We start from the raw sequence: 18,562 nt of genomic DNA, 5'->3' as shown, positions 1-18,562 counted from the left end.
ATTTTTATCGTCAGTATGGGGATATTAATTATTGAGACAACCATGTTAAAGAAAATTATGTGCGTTGTGGGTACTCGTCCGGAAGCGATAAAAATGGCGCCGGTGATCAAGGCACTTCATGCCTCCGGTGAATTCGACGTTTGCGTATTGGCGACGGCCCAACACCGAGACCTGTTGGATCAGGCTTTCCAACTTTTCGAAATTGAAGCCGATTATGATCTTAATGTCATGACACCTGGGCAAACATTGCCAGAGTTGACCGCGCGCCTGATGACCAGCATCGACCGAACTCTCGAAGAGGCAGCACCGGATTTGGTTATCGCACAAGGCGATACGACGACCGTCTTCGTGACGTCACTGGCCTGTTTCTACAAGAAAGTGCCTTTCGCTCATCTCGAGGCGGGGCTGCGTACACACGACCTCTATTCACCTTTTCCTGAAGAAGCAAACCGTATTCTTGCCGGACATTTAGCACGCTTGCATTTTGCTCCGACTGAAGTATCTAAAAGCAACCTCTTGCGCGAAGGCATTCCTGCAGAGCATATTCACGTTACGGGAAACACCGTGATTGATGCCTTGCTGACGACCGCACAAAAGACGTTTGATATCGGCGTCGATATTCCCCAAGACGCCCGGATGCTTCTTATCACTTCTCATCGCAGAGAGAACTTCGGCCAACCTATTGTCAATATCTGCAACGCAGCTCTTGAACTTATCGAAAAGTATAGTGATATCTATATTCTTTTCCCCGTTCATCCCAACCCAAACGTGCGCGAAGTCACGGATCGTCTGTTAAAAGAACACGAAAGAATTAAGCTGGTCAGCCCATTTGACTATGGTCCTTTCGTTGCCGCCATGAAGAATGCCTACCTGATTCTTTCCGACTCTGGCGGCGTGCAAGAAGAAGCTCCGGCCTTGGGCAAACCCGTCTTGGTCTTACGTCGCGATACCGAGCGCCCAGAAGCCGTCTCGGAAGGCGTGGTGAAATTAATCGGAACGGAACAAGCGGACATCGTAAGAGAAGCGTCTTTGCTGCTTGATAGCCCTCAGGCCTATCAAAAAATGGCAAAAGGAAGCTCTCCTTACGGTGATGGTGAGTCCAGCCAGCGTATCGTCCGTATCGTCCGCAATTTCTTTACTGAACAATGCCAATGAAAATCGTCTATCTTTCAGCTGTTCCCTGGTTGAGCATAAGTCAGCGCCCTCATTTTTTCGCCAAATATGCGCTGACCCATGCCACCCAGGAACTTTTGTGGATTGAGCCTTATCCTAGTCGTTTTCCCACCCTCGCCGATCTGACCCCCGGCCGCCATGCCCCTGAACCTGCAGGATTGGATTTGATAGAGGGTCTGCTACTGGCTCGGTTGGGTTTTGTAGCCCCCGTGGAGCCGATACCTGCGTTGTTTAAGCTGCTCAACCAAGGGAAAATAAAGAAAATCATTGACGATATAAAGAATTTTATATCTGAAGATACCATTCTGGTTATCGGCAAACCCTGTCTGCTGGCCAACATGCTTATCAAGCAATTTAAATGGCGGCAAGTGTGGTATGACGCCATGGATGATTTCCCTTCGTTTTATTCTGGCCTATCAAAGAAAAACACGGCTAATCTTGAAAAAGAAATCGCCCAACAAGTTGACCGCATATTCTGTTCAAGTCATGCCTTAATTGAGAAATTTTCGTCTATCGCCCCCAGCAAAACTGAGTTGGTGTTGAATGCGTGTTCAGATGACATGCAGAAAATTCATATCCCGAAAACATCGCATGAAAAAATCACATTTGGCTATATCGGCACAATCGCAAGCTGGTTTGACTGGAAGTGGGTGTTCGAGTTGGCCACTAAAAATCCGGAAGCAATCATAAACCTCGTAGGGCCAAGAAAAACCGGAATTCCGGAAAGCTTACCTCAAAATATCATCCTGGAACCCCCTATCCCACACCCCCAGGTAATGAAAAAGATATCCACATTTGATTATGTGATTATTCCATTTTTGCAGAACGACATTACTAAATATGTCGATCCTGTTAAGTTCTACGAATACAGGTTGGCAGGAAAAGCCATCCTATCGACTCCATTTGGCGAGATGCTATGGCATCACAAAGAAGAAGCCTACAATTCTGACACAACGCTAGGCATTACTATACCTGACAACACGCTAGTTTTTCCTTCACCTAAAAAACCAAACGACATCCCAAGATGGAGTGGACGATTCTCTCATGTCTTTACCGGCTATTGAAGATGAAAAATTTCTTACAATCTCATTAGTAATTTTCAAACCGAATCTTGTAGATTTAAGAAAAACCCTTGCCGCACTTGTTGAGACAAACGTTTTTAAAGCACGCGACTGTTATTTATTGGTTGTTGATAACTCGCCAACTACTGATCCTGCAGTCACTTCGCTAATTAAAGAGTTCCTTGACGTTATTCCCGGAAATTACATATCACGACCAGACAATCCTGGCTTTGGAGTGTCACATAATTTAAGCTTAGCTATTAAGTCAAAATACACCCTTATTTTAAACCCCGATTTAGAGATGGATAAAAATGCATTAGAGAATGCATTCTCCTTCATGGATGCTCACCCTGAATGTGGCTTAATTACGCCGTATGCAACCTGGGGGAGCGGGGAAACACAATATTTGTGTAAGCGATACCCTTCTGTATTTGTATATTTATTGCGTTTCTTTGCCTCGGTTAAAGGAAAGCGTTTTTTCAAAAGTTATCTTCGACGCTATGAAATGGCTGATACGCTAACGCCTCACGATGTTTATTTCGATCCGCCTATCGTGAGTGGCTGCTTTATGTTTTTCCGCTACAGCGTACTGAAAGAATTATCCGGATTCAATCCTAAATTCTTTCTTTATTTCGAAGATTTCGATCTCAGCATCCGTACGGCAAAAATTACCAGAATAGCCTATGTCCCTGATGTCAAAGTCGTGCATTACGGTGGCCATGCGGCGCGAAAAGGCTGGGCGCATATTAAGCTATTTTCACGCTCAATGATTACTTTCTTTAATATTCACGGCTGGAAAATTTGGTAACTCCATAGCGAATAAGCTATGCGCCAATTACTGTCGGGTGAGCATGAAAATAACAAAATACATCATGCTCACCCACACGGTGCCGACATTACTCTTGTAAGTAACCCATTTTTCTCAATCGAGAAATCACGTATTCCAGGGCTGACTGCCAATTGGAAGCAGGAATACCTATCTCATTGATTTTATTGCAACTCAAGGTTGAATATTTAGGACGTTTAGCCAAAGTCACATATTGTTCTGATGTTATTTTACTGACCTTTGGCATGCGAGAAATCGCCCCCATCTCCGCAGCAACTTTAAATATGTGCTCCGCAAACTCACTCCAGCAGACCTCTTCATCCCCGCAGAAGTGATAAATCCCTCCCTGAACCTCACAAAGCAACATTTTTATCATCGCGTCTGCGATGTCCCCCGCATATGTCGGGCAACCGCGTTGATCGGCTACGATATCAAGAGATTCACGTTGCCGAGCAAGCCTCAGCATGGTTTTAACGAAATTTTCGCCATATTCACTGAAAACCCAAGAAGTGCGAAGAATTATCGCATCTTGCATTTCTGATACGATGGCCAATTCGCCATCACGCTTGGTTTTCCCGTAAATGCACAGTGGGCGGGTACCAGCCAACTCATTGTAGGGAAGCTTGCCCAGGCCATCAAAAACATAATCTGTAGAAATATGAAGCAGTCGGCAATCCATTGCCTTTGCAACCAAGGCCAAATTGGCTGGGCCCACAACGTTGGCTAACAACGCAGCCTCGCAATCTTGTTCCGCTTTATCAACGGCAGTATAGGCTGCAGCATTTATGATCGCCGTCGGTTTAAACTCCTGGACGACGGCCTTAACCTGCTCCAATTTGGAAATGTCCATCGTATTGCGGTCGGCCGCTAAAATAACCCAATCGGCGGGTACCCGATCGATAAAACAGCGCCCGACCTGCCCTTTAGCCCCGGTTAAAAGAACTCTCATTAAATCAGTTCTCTGAGAAATTTGCCGTTCTTGTCCTTTTCCGACAAAACAGGGTGCCGAACAGGCCAGGCCACGCCGACATCGGGATCATTCCACATCAGGCACCTTTCATGTTCTGGCGAATAGTAATCCGTGCACTTATATTCAAAATCCGCGATCTCAGAGAGCACGACAAAACCGTGGGCCAAACCTGGCGGGATCCAAAGCTGAGTTTTGTTCTCTTCCGATAGCACAATGCCTTCCCACTTGCCAAATGTGGGTGAGTCTGGGCGAATATCTACAGCAACATCATAAACTTCGCCTCGCACCACACGAACCAACTTGCCTTGCGGCTTGATATCTTGATAGTGCAGTCCGCGCAAAACCCCCCGAGAAGAGCGTGAATAATTGTCTTGGACGAAGTCCAAATCAATATCCAGCATGTCTTGAAAGCGACGCTTCTCGAACGTTTCCATAAAAAAACCGCGAGTATCACTAAATACCGTTGGTTGAATGACTTTGACTCCATCGATTTTAGTATCGATAACCTGCATTCTGCGTACCTCATAAGACGCGAGAATTTGTGCTCAAAAATTCTCGCAAAATACAGTCACTTACAACATCTTAGCTTTATTGGCGCGATGGCGAAAAACGTAAACAAAGCCTAATCCTCCTTATCGCCACCTGTTAACAACATGAGAACAGAGGCAAACAAGGGAGCCAGGAAGCATCATTTTGAGGTAAACGATTGATAAAATCCGTGACCAACCACAGCGTCTTCCTCTCAACGGCTTGATACTCACTACCATTAGCGCAAAACTTCAGTGTACCTTACTGATGCAAAGTAAGAGAAATGGTGGAGTTTATCGCTTCACAAGCCTGATAGGCTAACATACTCGCTGCTCTTGTCTCTCTCAACAGATCTTCAACAAGGCATTTCCAGGAGGGAACATCTCATATTCACACACCAGATACCGTGACCATCAATACCCTGCGGTTTTATGCCATAACGACATATCGTCCCAACAAAGTATCTTCAATGGCACCAGTATAATCTGATAGCGCGGATTTTTCATAAGGAAGTACTGATTATTATCAGATAAAGCCCATAAAAACGAGGGTGATCAGCCCTCGTCGATAGGTAGTCTCACACTCTTGGCTTTCGATTGTCTTGCAGCTGGCCTAACACCTCTCTGAGCGCCGGTAACAGATATGCTTAACGGTAGCCCTGCGGGTTTTTCTTCTGCCAATTCCAGGTGTCACGCATCATGTCATCGAGACCCCGGTTAACTTTCCACCCCAACTCTTGGTAAGCCAGATCGGCATTCGCCCAAAACGCGGGTAGATCGCCTTCGCGACGTGGCAAAATTTGATAGGGGATCGTTACGCCTGACGCTTTCTCAAACGCCTGAACCATCGCCAGTACAGAATGCCCCACGCCAGCCCCCAGGTTGTAGGCCTTAAACCCATTGATCTTCGGCAGATGATCCATCGCTTTCAGATGGCCTTCGGCCAGATCCATGACATGAATGTAGTCACGCTCACCCGTACCGTCTTTCGTCGGATAATCCCCACCGAAAATCCCCAGTTTATCTAACTTACCGATCGCTACCTGCGAGATGTAAGGCAGCAGGTTATTGGGAATACCGTTCGGATCTTCGCCGATCAAGCCCGATTCATGGGCTCCAACCGGGTTAAAGTAGCGTAAAGCAATAATCGAAAATTGCGGCTCAGCCTTAGCAAAATCCTGCAGAATCTGCTCCACCATCAGCTTAGACGTGCCATAAGGGCTGGTCGTGCCACCGATTGGCGTAGTCTCGACGTAGGGCACCGGCGAGTTGGCACCATAAACGGTGGCGGACGAACTGAAGATAAACGCATGAACGCGGGCACGGCGCATAGCGTCCAGCAACACCAGTGTTCCGGTGACGTTATTCTGGTAGTATTCCAGCGGCTTACGCGTAGATTCCCCTACCGCCTTAAGACCAGCGAAGTGAATGACGGCCGTAATCGGGTGCGCTTCAAAGATCCGATGCAGGCATTCCTCATCCTGGACATCGCCTTGATAGAACACCGCCGCTTTCCCCGTCAGCTTTTCCACACGGTGCAACGATTCCGCAGACGAGTTCGACAGATTGTCCAACACCACCACATCTTCGCCTCGTTCCAACAGAGATAAAACGGTGTGAGAACCAATGTAACCCGTGCCGCCGGTGACTAAAATTGTCATTCCAACCCCTTATACTCCGGATGTACCGAAAAATATCTCTTCGTTCTGTAAGAAAGCCTCTTACCAAGCCGCCTAAACAGGCTTGCATCGCCTCCCCTAAAGACATCATACCGCTCTCTGAATACGGCATGAAGCGAGAGCGGTAAAACCGCTCTCGTCACTGACTTATCACAACCCTTCAAAACAAACATTACGCTCCTGCGGCCAGCAGCGCCAAAATTTCGTCAGTTTTCTCTTGCATCAGCGCAACATCGGCACGCGATTCGACATTAAGACGCACCACCGGTTCCGTATTAGAAGAACGCAGATTGAAACGCCAGCCTGCGAACGCCATGCTGATGCCATCGGTGTAGTCCACCTCATCGGCATGCGGTAAATAGTGTTGTTTAACGCTTTCAATGGACATGGCAGGCTGAGCCAGCTTGATATTGATCTCACCGGAAGACGGGTAGGCGGCAATGCGATCCTGTACCAGTTGTCCCAGCGTTTGTCCCTTCACACTGACCAGCTCAGCGACCAGCAGCCATGGGATCATGCCACTGTCACAATAAGCAAAATCACGGAAATAGTGGTGAGCGCTCATCTCTCCACCATAAATGGCGTCTTCCGCACGCATGCGTTCTTTAATGAAAGCATGGCCGGTTTTCGACATCACAGGTACGCCCCCGGCATCGGTGACCACATCGACGGTGTTCCAACTCAGGCGTGGATCGTGGATGATCTTCGCGCCCGGCTGTTTCTGCAAGAAGGCCTCCGCCAGCAAGCCGACGATATAATAGCCCTCAATGAAATCGCCTTTTTCATCGAACAGGAAGCAGCGATCGAAATCGCCGTCGAACGCAATGCCCATATCAGCGCCATGCTCACGCACCGCATCGGCGGTATCCGCACGACACTCAGGCAGCAATGGGTTGGGAATACCGTTAGGGAAAGAGCCGTCCGGCTGGTGATGCACCTTGATAAACTCCAGCGGCACACCCCGCGCCTTCAATTGCGCCTCAATAGCATCGATCACATGCCCTGCCGCACCGTTGCCCGAGTTGATCACTAGCTTCAATGGCTTGAAGTTGTTCACGTCGACGTAGGACAGAATGTGCTCTACATAAGCCCCTAATACGTCCTGGCGAACATAGCTACCGCGCGTTGCAGCCGGCGCCTGAAACTGATTTTTCTCCGCCAGTTCTTGGATCGCTCGTAATCCGGTATCGCCGCTAATTGGGCGGGATCCTTCACGCACCAACTTCATGCCGTTGTAATCAATAGGGTTATGGCTGGCGGTCACTTCCACGCCACCATCCGTTTTCAAATAAGTCGTGGCAAAATAGATTTCTTCGGTGCCGGTTAAGCCGATGTCGATAACATCGGTACCCGCATCCTGCAAGCCTTTCGCCAACGCCAGCTTCAGGCTTTCACTGGTTAACCGCACATCGCTTCCCAACACGATATTTCTGGGCTTCAAAAACTCGCCGTAGGCGCGTCCAATACGATACGCGATGTCCTCATTCAGCTCCTCACCCAGTTTTCCCCGAATGTCATAAGCTTTAAAACACGTTAACTTTTGCATTGCCAAACCCTTTCTTAAACTCTGCCATAGCGATCTTGCAAACGTTCAATATCATCTTCTTCCAGATAGTGTCCCGACCTGACTTCGATCATTTCCAAATCGATTTTTCCCGGATTCTCCAACGTATGAACACTACCCGCGGGGATAAAGGTGGACTGGTTTTCCGACAAGAAGAACGTTTTATCATCAACGCTAACTTTCGCTGTCCCACTCACAACTACCCAATGTTCAGCACGATGGAGATGTCTCTGCACGGAAAGTCCTTCCCCCGGCCGTACAATGATTTTCTTCACCTGGAAGTGCGTACCGCTGTCAATGTCACAAATCTTGCCCCAAGGACGGTAGGCGGTGGAGTGCTGGCGAAAATGATGGAGATTGCGCTTTTTAAGCTCATCGACCACTTTCTTAACATCCTGCACTTTGTCTTTGTGAGCAATCAGCAGCGCATCATTGGTATTAACCACGATAAGGTTTTCCAATCCAATGGTCGCGACCAACGCAGATTCAGACGAAATGTAGTTGTCACTGGAGTCGATCGAGATAACCTCACCCACGTTGACATTGCCCAACGGGTCTTTTTCTGACACTTCCCACAATGAGGACCAAGAGCCGACGTCGCTCCATCCCGCATCAATAGGGATCACAACAGCATCATGTGTCTTTTCCATCACCGCATAATCGATGGAATCACTTGGGCAATGTTTGAAGATATCTTGTTCAACCCGGATAAAATTCATGTCGCGTTGACTTTTAGATACAGACTGCTGGGTTGTGCTGAAGATGTCGGGACTGAACTGCTGCAATTCCTGCAAGAACTTGGCCGTCTTAAACATGAACATACCGCTGTTCCAGCTGTAATCACCACTGGCAAGGTATTCGATCGCTTTCTCTAAACGTGGTTTTTCCACGAATGAATCAACCTTAAAGCAATCATTGGATAGGTGACTGCCGCGTTTTATGTAACCGTATCCGGTTTCCGGATGCTCTGGAATGATGCCAAACGTGACCAGTTGATTGTTGTCGGCAAAAGACATTGCCGTCTGGATCGCCGCATGGAAATTCTCTACTTTCGTGATCAGATGGTCTGCAGCCAGCACCAAAAGCATGCTGCCCTCGTCTTTTTCAGCAGCAAGATGAGCAGCCAGCGCCACGGCGGGTGCTGTATTGCGCCCTACGGGCTCCAAAATAATATTGGTCGCTAATTGCCCAATCCCTCGTAATTGCTCTGCAACCAAAAAGCGATGTTCCTCGTTACAGATGACCAAAGGAGCGGCAACTTCGATACCGGTCAGACCCGACAAGCGCTGTAACGTCTGTTGCAGCAAGCTCACGCCGCTGTCATCAATAGATAAGAACTGTTTAGGAAACGATTCTCGCGACATCGGCCACAGGCGACTCCCAGTACCGCCGGCCATAACCACAGGAATTAGTTTGGACATTATCTACCCTTTACTCAGTCATCATTCTTATAAGGACGACGCCACGTATCAGCAGCATCATACTAAATACCGTACAATTATTAACCAATTGTTACACTTTGCGAAAAGCATGTATCCCTCTAACCTACCGTTCCTTAACAGAAAGTTATGTATAGAAATTAGTCAGGCAAGCATAAATATCGAAGGAACCACCAGCCGATAACATAACGTATTAACGCAAAAAAGAGCAGCATAGTGCTGCTCTTTCAGATTAATGCTCATAGTGAATATGTTGTTATCGACTGCGGGTAAAATACTGCGCCACGCGCAGTACATCTTTCTCGTCTAACGTGCCGGAGTCACTCAATAGGGTGATCCAGGATTTGATATAAGTGTATTTAGCAGAGGCCAAATCGCGCTGTGCGCTATAGAGCTGCTGTTCGGCATTGAGCACATCGACGTTGACACGTTGCCCAGCCAGCACGCTTTGCCGGGTCGCCGTCACCTGGGTCGTCGCCGATTGAACCGCCAGTTCATAGGCCGCCACTTTAGCGCTGCTGCTAATACACAAATTGTACTGTTTGCGCAGATCGTTGAGCGTGGTGCCCGTTTGCGCATCCATTTCATACATCGCTTGCCCGTAACGCGCCGCTGCCTGGCGGGTCGATGCCGAAACACCGCCACCGGAATAAATAGGCATGCTGACCTGCACGCCAATGCTGTCAGTACGGTATTTCTGGTTAACCGTGTTGTCGCTGCTGGAGTCGTTTTCCGAATGCGAAGCATACAGCTGAACCTGTGGCATAAAGCCAGCCCGGTTCCTTTCGACATCATACTTAGCAGCATCCACGCCATGACGCGAGGCGGCCAATACAGGGTTGTTCTCCAACGCGATCTTTTGCCACTCTTCGAACTTGGACGGGATTAACGGCGCCACTTTGAATTTACCCGGCCGCAAGACCTGCAATTCATCCAGTTGGTTCAGCGGCATGCCGATAATTACTTCCAATTCACGCTGTGCGGCATCCAGTGCATCGCGCGCTTCTATCACCTGTGCTTCAGCCAGGCTATAGCGCGCCTGAGTTTCGGATACGTCGGTAATGGTACCTTCACCGGCGCTCATCAGGCGATCGTTCAAAGTCAGCTGTTCCTTGTAAGCCGCCTTTTGCGCTTCGGCCAACGCGATTTGATCCTTGGAATAAGCCACTTCGACATAGGCGTTAATCACCCTCACCGCCAAATCCAGCAACTTACCGCGATAGCGCTCGTCCGACATCATGGTCTGCGCCACGCCGGCTTTGTACCTGGCGTAAGCTTCATAATCGAACAGCGGCTGCGTCAGCGTGATCGAACTGGAATAGCTGCGATATTGCTGCCGCCGGGTAACCTCCGAAACATTGCCGAAAAAGTCGCTTTGCGGGTACTTCTGAGTTTGCCAGTTGCGCGGCGAATTCTGGTAGTTCAGCGATACCTTCGGCAGCAGCCCTGCCCTGCCGATATTTTCGTTTTCATCTCCCGCTTCTTTCTCTTTTATAGCCGCCCGAAAGGTCGGGTCCTTTTCTAATGCCAGCGAATATGCGTCTAAAATCCCTATCGAATAAACCGGCGCAGACATCGCAAACAAAAGGGTGCCGATAACCAGACCGGCAGCCTGTCGTTTTGAATGAATCAAAATTATTCCTCGGTTAATGAAGTATGAGCGCGATCCAAAATAGGTTTAAACAGATAGCTCAACAGCGAGCGCGACCCCGTTTTCACGAACACCTCCACCGGCATCCCCGGCTTGATGTCCTCGCCACTGAGCATTTTCATGCCCTCCGGCGAGACCGTGACCTGCATCTGGTAGTAAGGTTCGCCATTGGCTTTGTCGACCAGGCGGTCGGCGGAAACCAAGGTGACGGTTCCCGGAATTTTCGGGGTTTTGTTTTGGTTGAAGGCGGTAAACATCAGATCCACCGGCAACCCGTTGTACACCTTATCGATCAGGTCGACTTTGAGGCGAGAATCCACCACCAAAGTCGCCTGGCTGGGCACAACGTCCATCAGGTGGTCACCCGCTCCCACGACGCCCCCCTGAGTGAAGATATTCAATCCAACCACGGTGCCGTCCACCGGTGAGGTGATGGCGGTGTTGCCCAGATCGAAATCGGCCATTTGCAGCTTGTTGCGGAATTCGCTGGCGTCCATTTGAGTTTGCGCCAGCTGCGTTCTGACTTCGCGCTGGTAGTCGGCGAAACGCTGATCGATGCGTTGCTGTGATTCCAGCAACTGCTTTTGCAATTGGCCAATCCGCCCCACCGTTTCATCAATGCTGCTATTTACCTCGGCAAACTGGCGCTGCACTTCCAGGTAACGGTTACGCGGTAGGTAACCGTCCGCCGCCAACTGCTTCATGCTGTTCATCTGCTCACGCAGGCTGGAAAGCTGGATCTGTTTGTTACCGCGCGAATCCTGCAGTCCTTTTAATTGGAAACGGATTCCGTCCATTGACTGCTTATAGCCGTCGATTTCACTTTGCAGCGCTTGGCGGCGGGAGGCGAACAGCTGCGTTTGCAATGCAATGATTTCTGCCACGCGAGGTTTATCTTTCACCGCGTCCAAAATGGGTGAGAAAGTCACTATGCTCAACCCATCGCGTTCTGCCAGCAAGCGCCCTTCTGTCGCCAGCGTGGTGTAGTACTGATCCCGCAGCGAATCAACCTGAGCTTGAGCCTGCACCTGGCTGAGCTGCACCAGCACCTCACCGGCTTTCACTTTGTCGCCATCTCTGACCGCAATATTCTTAATGATGCCGCTGGCCGGGGCCTGCACCGTTTTGCGGTTGCCGGAAACGGTTACCGATCCCGGCGACGCCACCCCTTTATCCAACGGCGCAAAGGCCGCCCAGGCTAAAAACCCGAACAGACCGATCCCGACCACCAGCCACCCCATACGGGTAAACCGCCGTTCATCTTGTGGGATCTCTTCAGTATACGAGTCTTGCGGCTCGCCAATATGCGTAGACATACCAACTCCTTTGACTGTCGGCGACGCAAAAGCGCCGCCGGGCAAGTTCACGGCTTAATTAATTTGAGTTTTAGGGATTTCGCCTTCATCCGGCTCGGAGTTCACCGCACGCACCGCCTGCGGAGGCACCTGCGCTTTTTGCGCATTCGCCAACGCCTGCAGCACCTGCTGCGTTGGGCCGAATGCATTGACGTTCCCGTTAACCAACAGCAACAGCTTGCTGGTCATCGACAGCAGATTGGTGCGGTGAGTGATCAGGACCACCGTCTTATTACGCTGTTTAAGGAACATGATGGCCTGGTTCAACGCTTTCTCGCCGGCATCATCCAGGTTGGAGTTAGGCTCATCCAACACCACCAACGCGGGATCGCCATACAATGCCCGCGCCAGGCCGATACGTTGCTTCTGCCCGCCGGACAACCCTGCACCACCGTTGCCGATCACCGAATCGTAACCGTTAGGGAAACGCAGGATCAGTTCATGCACACCAGCCAGCTTGGCAGCCTCAATCACTTTCTCTGAATCGATGTCGTTAAAGCGAGCGATGTTCTCGGCGATAGTGCCGGCGAACAACTCGATGTCCTGCGGCAGATAGCCGATATAGGGCCCCAGTTCGTCTTTGTTCCACTGGTAGATGTCGGCATTATCCAACCGCACTATCCCTTCGCTCACAGGCCAAATACCGACCAGTAAGCGCGCCAATGTTGATTTGCCCGACGCACTCGGACCGATAATCCCCAGCACATCGCCGGGTTGAATGGCAAAACTTACGTTATGCAGCACCGCATCCCCTTTCGATCCCGGAGGCGTGGCGGTCACGCCTTCTACGGAGAGCACACCTTCCGGACGCGGCAGCGACATGCCGGTACCACGCTGCGGATGCGTTTCCAGCAGCTTGACCAAGCGGCCATAAGAAAGTTTGGCCGCGCTATAGCTTTTCCAAACGTTAATGACCTGCTCGATCGGCGCCAACGTTCGCCCCATCAATATAGAACCGGCGATCATCATGCCGGGCGTGATGTGCCCATCAATCGCCAACCATCCCCCCAGGCCCAACACTAAGGACTGCAGCGACATACGCACGAACTTGGTGATTGACGTGACCCGCGATGCGCGTTCGCTGGCGATGCGTTGGCTGTTCAAGAACCGCTGGTGCAGACCGAACCACCGGCGTTTCAGGTTAGGCAACATCCCCAAAGCCTCGATCACTTCGGCATTTCGCAGATTGGTGCTGGCCAAATTACCTGACATGATCGACAGCTTGCTGGCTTCTCCCAGCGGCTTTTTCGAAACCACTTCATTGATTACCGCCAATGCGATCAGCAACAGCGCACCGACCAGGGCGAAAAGGCCCAACCAAGGGTTAAAGAGGAATATCACCAACAGATAGATCGGAAACCACGGCGCATCAAAGAAGGCGAACAGCGCGCTACCGGTGAGGAATTGGCGCAGATTGGTCAAATCGCTCAGCATCTGACCGGCGTCAGACGAACCGTTTTTCAGATTCGCTTCGTAGGCCGCGGTATAGACTCGCGTGTTGAGACGCATATCCAGCTGGCTGCCGATGCGGATCACCACCATGCTGCGCACGTATTCCAACAGCGACATCATGCCGAACATGCCCAGCATGATCAGCGTCAGCATTAACAGCGTGATTTCATTGCGCGAAGGCAGCACCCGGTCGTAAACCTGGAGCATATAAATGGAAGGAACCAGCATTAACAGGTTAATAAACGCAGTAAATATACCAACGGTCCAGAAGACTTTGCTGCGTGTACGTATAACATCCGCAATTTCGTTGCGCGGGATAAATTGATTCACGTTCTGCCCTTACATCATGTGCACTGTCAGTCCAATCCGCATTGACCCCCTCCCTAAAGAAATTCCTAAAAAAAGAATTATCCCGAGAAGGCTCACCTCAAAGAAATGCCCGAGACTGCAGATACTTTCGTTAACTATAGGTAGAGAAAGTGAAAACCGGCAAGGTGGGCCATAAAAAAAAAGCCGATCAACGCGCCTGACAAAAGCCAAATAAAACAATGCGATATGAGAAAATAAAAGCAAGAAGGGAAGATAACGAAATGGAATAACTTAGAGAGAATGACGCCGCTCACAAAATTAAACATGCGGGGGATTACGCCCCCGCATTATTTAACCCCAAATAGTTCCATGTGGAATTATTTGTTCTTGCAGCTTTACCCTTAGGCGTAGTGCAGAGTATCCACCAATTGCTGGTGGTTCTGGCCAGTCAGGTATACGACGGTATCGTTAAGATCCAGCGCGTGGTTATCATTGTTGTCGATAATCACATAGGAGCTGGCGGTATTGCCGCCACCGCTGAATACAACGGATGCCACACCCACTTTCGACGTCAGCGAGTTGTTGCCATCCAGACCGAGAATACCGCCCAGAAGGCCGATAACGCCATTGGTCAAACCGCCCACCAGGGTCCCCAACAGCGCATCCAGCGTATCTGCTGAGCGCGTGCCGTAGTCCGCGACCGCCGTGCCGCTGGCGTCATTGGAGATAGTCAGGCCGCCATGGTTAACATCGACAATCTTGTCTTTGAGGCTGCTAAAGTCTTTGATGGTCACACCGGCCTGCGTATTACTCGCTTTGATGTCGTAGATGTTCGCACCCGCACCGCCGGTCAGCGTGGTGTTGCCAATCACGCCCAAAGTGTCGGCAGCGCTTGAGCCTTCTACGGTCAGTTGATAACCGTTCAGACCCAACGCCGTCAGCACAGGCGCAAGCAGGTTGGTAGTGACGACGCTCAGCGGCAGAATGTTCAGCAGTTGAATGATAATGCCGTCACCGGTGCCGCCATGGCTGGAGTCGAGATTCAGACCAGCGGTGTTAGTGGATGCATTGATATCACGCACGTTGCTAAAACCGCTGCCCAGCGTCAGATCCAGCGCGTGATCACCGGTCACGTTGATGGTCTGAACCTGCGCATTGGTGCCGGCCAACGACAAGATATTGTCAAAACTACCGGTCCCGCCCGAAGCCACGTTCACCGTACTCAATGCAGTACCACCAATCAGGCTGCTGCTGCTGTTCAGGCTGATGGCGCCGGCATTCACGTTGGCAGAACTCACCGCATCAAAGTTGATGTTGAAGTGGTCGGTGGCGTTTTGGACGAAGGTAAAGTTCAGCGTACTGGCGGAGGTCGCGTCACCTTTCACTTCCAGCTGTGCGGCGTTACCGCCGGCAGCGTTGATGACGTTGACGTTAGCCAGGCCGGAGATCACGAAGCCTTGCGTCCCCAGGTTGGTCGCCGCTGCGTTCTGGGTGACTGTGCCGCCCGTAGTGCCTTCTACCGTAGACGTGCCGTTGGTCAGGCCAAAGTCGAAGGTGTTGGTTGGCGTAGTGACGCTGGTGGTGGTCGGTGAACCAATCAGCGGTGTCGTAATCAGCGTACCGACAGACTTACCGATATAGCCGGTCAGATCAATCTGCTCAAAGTTCGAGAAGTTGTTGGCGTTGCTGCTCACTGTGCTGGTGCGAACGCCCAGGGCGTTCTGGTTAGTCACTACGGTTTTGGTGATGAAGTTGGCGGAGATGGAGTCGGTACCTGCGCCGCCATCAGCCTTAACCGTGTTCGCGACAGTGTTCGCCCCACCGGAAACACCGTTGCCCGCCCAGTGCAGGCTGTCGTTACCGGCGCCGAGGTTAAACTTCGCCGTGCCGGTCGCGATGTTTGCCGTCGAAGTAACGACCACGTTGTCTGCGCCGGAGCTGGCATTCAGGATCACGTTGCCGTTGTTGACGGTGACAGCAACCCCTGGGTTGACACCGTTGTCAGACAGGTTAACCGTTGCCGCGCTGGTGCCGTTGATGGTCAGGTTGGCCAAGTGATCGGCGAACTTCAGGTTGACCAGGCTGGCGGCATTGGCGTTCAATTGGACATTCGTCAGTACAGCTGTTTCGGCGTTGCTAATTTGGTGTGAAGCCCCGGTATTTACTGTTCCCGTAGCGTTACCGCCCGCAGCCGTTGCGGTCAGCGAAGCTGCCGTTTTGTACAGCAGACTGGTACCGATATCAAACTCAAATGCGTGCTGCTGAGTCACGACTGTCGCATCAGTTGCCGTTGAACTCCGCAGATCATTGATGATGGCTAATGTGATAGCGGTTTTATCCGTACCCAACGCAATATACGGCGCGAGCTGGGCAGCGGTGCCAGCAACACCATGAACATCAGTATAAACAAGCTGAATAAAATCGCTTAAAGTAATGCCTTTCGGGAAATGAATACCAAACTCGCGAGAAACTAGAAACTCTTTAATGATCCCGTCATAATTTTTTGCGCCACGCTCGAGTTGTCGCGTATAGCTACTCAACCCTAAAGCATCAATTTGACGGTCAAAAACAGATAAGTAAAGAGATGCAAGTTGCTCTTTATTAACCATGTTTGAAGGCAAGTAACCATCATTATAACTTGGAGAACTAAGCACTAGTTTTTGTTTAGCTGCTAAATCGGAGCCTGATGTGATAGTTTTCAATGTATCATATACATGGACGATCACTTGAGCTCGACTGGCTCCAGATGACAGCTCATTAAGATATCCATTGAGCTCAGTGGTCGTCGGATCCCGCAAGTAACCAGCTTTAAAAATACTTTTGACAAAGTTAGTCGCGGTTGCAGTGACCAATCCTGGACGAAGTTGTAGTAAAGCAGTTGCTGCATCTATTTCTGTAGCAGTACCACCATTAATGCCGGTACCAATGGATTGCAAGATAGCATCAGTTGGGTAAGTGCCCATAATATAAGCAATTCCCTTAACTGTAGTCCCTCCCAATCCTGTCGCAGCACCGTCCCCCGCATAGAGGGCCGTATTCAAAATTTGTTGAAAACTTTGCTGCTGAGATAATAAAGTACTGTCAAAACCGTTATAAGTAACCAGGTTAATAGTAAGTGATGCAATGTTTTGTGCCAAAGTGTTGCCGTTAGTTAAATACCCCGAGAGCACGGTGCTAGAAGGTGCAACACCATAAACCTTAGTATATATGGTAGTTAAAATATCGGAGTCCGATTTTCCAGCATAGAGCGCTTGTCCATCGGTTGATGTCAGTACAGTGTTAACAAAATCACTCGTTGTTTGCAGGCCATACTGGATATTTTGAGCCTGGAGGTCAAAAAAAACCTGGTTAGCCTTTTGACCCAGTATAGCGTAGTACATCGCGACAACGTTCGTTTGAACTGCTAAAGAAGCCATAAAACCCCCAATCATTCAATATGATGGACGATAAAAAAGCAAAAGATAACCACGACTAGCAATTTAAGTTAAGTACAGCTTTTTTTTACTGTCAAGAATAGAAAATAATAATTTTCCTACAAAACAAAAAAATAAGCCAAACTACTAGCCCACTAATTAAAAGACAGTCACATACGATAAAGAAGATATCAAAACAGATAAAAAAACTTAAAGTCACATAGTTGTTTAGAAGAGTCCAACTATCAGCGCGCTCTTGTCTGAAATAATCATTAAAGTGTAAAATTAAATCCACATTCTAAATAATCCTATTAATAATAATTTAATTCATCGATAGAAAAGCACTGAAATATAGTTGACAACATTATCCACACCCACTATATCTCGCCGGTTAAAAGAAAGAATACTTTATTTTTCTACATCCAAATAGGCTTACAGACCATAAAGACCCACCCATTCAGTAGGAATGGCTGATTTTACTTTGGTATAGGTGAAACAGGCTATCGTTGGGGAAATCTGCTGAAAGATGAGTGAATTGAGATCACGAATAAGAATTGGAGAGGTTTTGGGATGGCATAACTACAACATTATTCAAAACTAAATAATGAAAGCCAGCAACAGCCAAACTGGCACCATATTCAACTCAGGATAAGCATATATAGTAACGGCTCAGAAATGCCAGAAGATCAGCTTTACTGGGACTCGAGCTAGCTCAGTATGCACATACTGGTTTTTTATAAAAAGCAGAATCAGAGCAATACCAAAGAGTACTTGTGGCACATACGAGAATTTATAGAAGTCCGTTTTTAATACGGCTGTTCAAACAGTTAGCTACATTGTAAAAATTAATTGATTAACCAAATATTTATTGCCTATACGGATTACATCTAAGATACAAGCCCACCGCCCTACGTTATGGCAACTCAATGTTTACAAAGATCGGCAAAGAGTCATATTAATCAATGCAGGATATGGGCTTTGTGTCAGGTAATTTTCTTTACGGCGTCACAGCCATTGATTTAACACGGAATTATAATTGTGAATGCCTAGCGATCCATACAGTTAAGACACCAAGATAAAATGAGGCAAGTATAATGCAAGCTCTCAAACTTGCCAACAGCTAGATTTACATGCAACTTCAAG

Annotated in this window: 12 protein-coding genes; 3 read left to right on the top strand and 9 right to left on the bottom strand. The window is 49.2% G+C overall.

Annotated features, from left to right (window positions below; translation table 11 throughout):
* Positions 1-42 precede the first annotated feature (42 nt).
* Genes wecB through CPH57_RS04630 form a run of 3 tightly spaced genes read left to right on the top strand, consistent with a single transcriptional unit; the run spans position 43 to position 3,042 of the window.
* Positions 43-1,155: a non-hydrolyzing UDP-N-acetylglucosamine 2-epimerase gene (gene wecB, locus CPH57_RS04640; protein ID WP_046686730.1), complete on the top strand. Its 1,113-nt coding sequence runs from the start codon at positions 43-45 to the stop codon at positions 1,153-1,155.
* Positions 1,152-2,237, top strand: coding sequence for a glycosyltransferase (locus CPH57_RS04635; RefSeq protein WP_096242087.1), 1,086 nt, complete (start codon positions 1,152-1,154; stop codon positions 2,235-2,237). The genes wecB and CPH57_RS04635 overlap by 4 nt, the downstream gene beginning before the upstream one ends.
* Entirely contained in the window at positions 2,218-3,042 is an 825-nt protein-coding gene (locus CPH57_RS04630; RefSeq protein ID WP_046686728.1) for a glycosyltransferase, read from the top strand. The genes CPH57_RS04635 and CPH57_RS04630 overlap by 20 nt, the downstream gene beginning before the upstream one ends.
* A gap of 88 nt (positions 3,043-3,130) precedes the next feature.
* Here CPH57_RS04630 and rfbD read toward each other — a convergent pair whose 3' ends face one another.
* The 9 genes from rfbD to CPH57_RS04585 all read right to left on the bottom strand — a co-directional run bounded on the left by rfbD (position 3,131) and on the right by CPH57_RS04585 (position 17,422).
* Positions 3,131-4,009, bottom strand: a complete 879-nt coding sequence (gene rfbD / locus CPH57_RS04625) for a dTDP-4-dehydrorhamnose reductase (RefSeq protein ID WP_033642477.1) — start codon at positions 4,007-4,009, stop codon at positions 3,131-3,133.
* Positions 4,009-4,542 carry a dTDP-4-dehydrorhamnose 3,5-epimerase gene (gene rfbC, locus CPH57_RS04620; protein ID WP_033642476.1) on the bottom strand — a complete coding sequence of 178 codons (534 nt, stop codon included), beginning with the start codon at positions 4,540-4,542 and terminating at the stop codon, positions 4,009-4,011. The genes rfbD and rfbC overlap by 1 nt, the downstream gene beginning before the upstream one ends.
* Before the next feature lie 662 nt (positions 4,543-5,204).
* Positions 5,205-6,218: a UDP-glucose 4-epimerase GalE gene (galE, locus tag CPH57_RS04615; RefSeq protein ID WP_033642475.1), complete on the bottom strand. Its 1,014-nt coding sequence runs from the start codon at positions 6,216-6,218 to the stop codon at positions 5,205-5,207.
* Positions 6,219-6,408: 190 nt separating this feature from the next.
* The gene (gene cpsG / locus CPH57_RS04610) at positions 6,409-7,782 is read right to left on the bottom strand and encodes a phosphomannomutase CpsG (protein ID WP_046686726.1); all 1,374 of its coding nucleotides are present in this window, start codon (positions 7,780-7,782) and stop codon (positions 6,409-6,411) included.
* 14 nt (positions 7,783-7,796) lie between these two features.
* Entirely contained in the window at positions 7,797-9,221 is a 1,425-nt protein-coding gene (locus CPH57_RS04605) for a mannose-1-phosphate guanylyltransferase/mannose-6-phosphate isomerase (RefSeq protein ID WP_046686725.1), read from the bottom strand.
* Positions 9,222-9,495: 274 nt separating this feature from the next.
* Positions 9,496-10,872 (bottom strand): TolC family outer membrane protein, encoded by a 1,377-nt coding sequence (locus CPH57_RS04600; RefSeq protein ID WP_046686724.1) that lies wholly within the window; start codon positions 10,870-10,872, stop codon positions 9,496-9,498.
* 2 nt (positions 10,873-10,874) lie between these two features.
* Positions 10,875-12,206, bottom strand: coding sequence for an HlyD family type I secretion periplasmic adaptor subunit (locus tag CPH57_RS04595; RefSeq protein ID WP_033642471.1), 1,332 nt, complete (start codon positions 12,204-12,206; stop codon positions 10,875-10,877).
* Between the two features lie 54 nt (positions 12,207-12,260).
* The gene (locus CPH57_RS04590; protein ID WP_033642470.1) at positions 12,261-14,027 is read right to left on the bottom strand and encodes a type I secretion system permease/ATPase; all 1,767 of its coding nucleotides are present in this window, start codon (positions 14,025-14,027) and stop codon (positions 12,261-12,263) included.
* Positions 14,028-14,407: 380 nt separating this feature from the next.
* Positions 14,408-17,422, bottom strand: a complete 3,015-nt coding sequence (locus CPH57_RS04585) for a DUF4214 domain-containing protein (protein WP_096242086.1) — start codon at positions 17,420-17,422, stop codon at positions 14,408-14,410.
* Positions 17,423-18,562: the final 1,140 nt, after the last annotated feature.

The organism is Serratia sp. JKS000199 (assembly GCF_900215455.1).
GTDB lineage: Bacteria > Pseudomonadota > Gammaproteobacteria > Enterobacterales > Enterobacteriaceae > Serratia > Serratia ureilytica.
This window is presented reverse-complemented; position numbering and strand designations above follow the sequence as displayed.